The organism is Oleiphilus sp. HI0117 (genome assembly GCF_001635235.1).
Map to the genome: position 1 here is coordinate 1 of NZ_LWGA01001038.1, position 2,208 is coordinate 2,208.

Here is a 2,208-nt window from a genome sequence, read left to right on the forward strand (position 1 = left end):
GGTTTGATTGCTAAAATCAGAAAAGACCATTCATTATTGCAAAAAAGTGCTTTTCCTAAATTGGAGAAGCTAATTTCCAAGCGAATTATTGCCGAGCGTGAGTCAACGATTTACAAAGATCTTCTGCGAGATTTGCAAAAGATGCTGCATGGCTCGCAATCAGTTTTGAATGACCGTTTGGCTAACTTATACGAGCGTCACGAAGGGCTAGAAAGAGAAGTACTAAGCCCCGAAATGTTGCAGAATCTAGCCAAAGAAACGCACACCGAGCACGATATCTATCACCGCAAACTGATCACTTTACGCTCTAGTCGACGTTTGATGGAGTCGCAAGGAGAAGTATTGCAGCAATTGGTTAGTGAAGAGCGCTTGAAAGAAGTGCTCAAACATACCAAGCGTGATATGCAAGATTGTTGGAGCACCGTTGGCTTGGTTCACTCGATGAATAAATTTTTCGATAAGATGGATAAAGAACTCGATAATGTCGAGAGTGAAGCAAAAATTGCCGACAAAATGGTTCATGCAATTTATAAGCGCTTCAAGTCGGACGTTCATGCCAAGTACCTTAAACCAAGAAAGTTTACAATTGGTGAGCAGCGCAAAGCGCTAGAGGCTTTGAAAGCAAAGTTGGTGAAGTTCTGTCGACGACCTAAAATGTTTATGACGGAACAATCGGTGCTGATAAATCACTTTTTTAATACCTTTGCTGCAGAGATGCGTCTGATCCAGCTGCAAATTATTAAACAAGCCAAGCAGTGGCCAGAAGAGGCTTTATTACCGCTTATTCAATATACTCATGAGCAAAAAACCATGCTCGAAGAGCGTGTGAGCCACTTAAGGAATTTAGCGAGTTCGAGTAAGGACAAAAAGGTTCAGCAGGCTAAATTGAAAGAACTGATCGATAGAACGCATCAGCAAATTAGCGAAGTTGAGCAAATACATCAGAGCCTGAGTACACCGCCGCCAAGCAATGTGATTAGTATTCAGGATATTGCCATTCGCTAGAGGGCCGTTTACACTCCGCTTTTCTTGATACGCATCATAAAGAGCCCTAATCCAACGCATGCCTGAAACTGCCAGTTCCTCACCAAACACTTCTAACGCGCAAGCGATGCACTCTGTAGGTATCGTTGAGCCGAAAGTTGCACATTTTGACCAAGCGCTAAATCTGATCAGTGGCAAGACGCTGCAACAATATGAGCTTGTCTATGAAACTTACGGCGAGCTGAACGAAAACAGAACTAACGCAATATTGATCTGCCATGCCTTGAGCGGCGATCATCATGCCGCGGGTTTTCATTCGGAATCTGATAAGAAGCCTGGCTGGTGGGACTCGTGTATAGGCCCAGATAAGCCAATAGATACCAATCGCTTTTTTGTGGTGAGCCTGAATAACCTGGGTGGCTGCAGTGGTAGTACCGGGCCAAACACTATCAACCCTGAAACCGGTGAGCTCTATGGCCCAGACTTTCCTATTATTACTGTTGACGATTGGGTCGAAAGTCAAGCTCGCTTGGCTGACCGTTTAGACATTGACGTTTGGGCTGCGGTGGTCGGTGGGAGTCTAGGCGGTATGCAGGCTTTGGCGTGGTCGCTCAATTATCCCGAGCGTTTGAAACATGCGGTGGTTATTGCCTCAACACCTAAGCTGACTGCTCAAAATATTGCTTTTAATGAAATCTCTCGTAAAGCGATTACCTCTGACCCCGATTTTCATCAAGGTCACTATTACAGCCAAGATACCATACCGTCGAAAGGCTTGATGCTCGCTCGTATGATTGGTCATGTGACCTATCTGTCTGACGCCTCAATGGGTGAAAAGTTTGGTAGGGATCTAAAGGAAGAAGCCTTCAACTTTGGCTATGATGTTGAGTTTGAAGTCGAGAGCTACCTAAACTATCAAGGTGAGCGCTTCTCAAAAACCTTTGATGCCAATACTTATTTATTAATGACACGGGCTTTGGATTACTTTGACCCGGCTGAAAAAACAGAAGGTTCTCTTGAGAAAGCACTAGGCAAAGCCCAGTGTGGCTATTTTGTTGTTTCCTTTAGTACAGACTGGCGCTTTTCTCCCGAGCGTTCAGAGCGTTTGGTTGAAGCTATGACTAAAGCAGGTAAACGTGTCTGTTATGCAGAGGTAGACTCAGAATATGGACATGATGCGTTTTTAATTCCAACGGAGCGCTATATGGCTATCTTCTCAGCTTA

Annotated in this window: 1 protein-coding gene and 1 pseudogene; both read left to right on the forward strand. The window is 44.5% G+C overall.

The genetic code is table 11. The annotated features are described in order from the left end of the window. Nucleotides 1-1,005, forward strand: a pseudogene (locus A3757_RS18630) (hypothetical protein); the annotation flags it as partial. 58 nt (nt 1,006-1,063) lie between these two features. Continuing rightward, nucleotides 1,064-2,208 (forward strand): homoserine O-acetyltransferase (locus A3757_RS18635; RefSeq protein WP_068740070.1); only part of this gene is annotated, 1,145 nt, incomplete at its 3' end.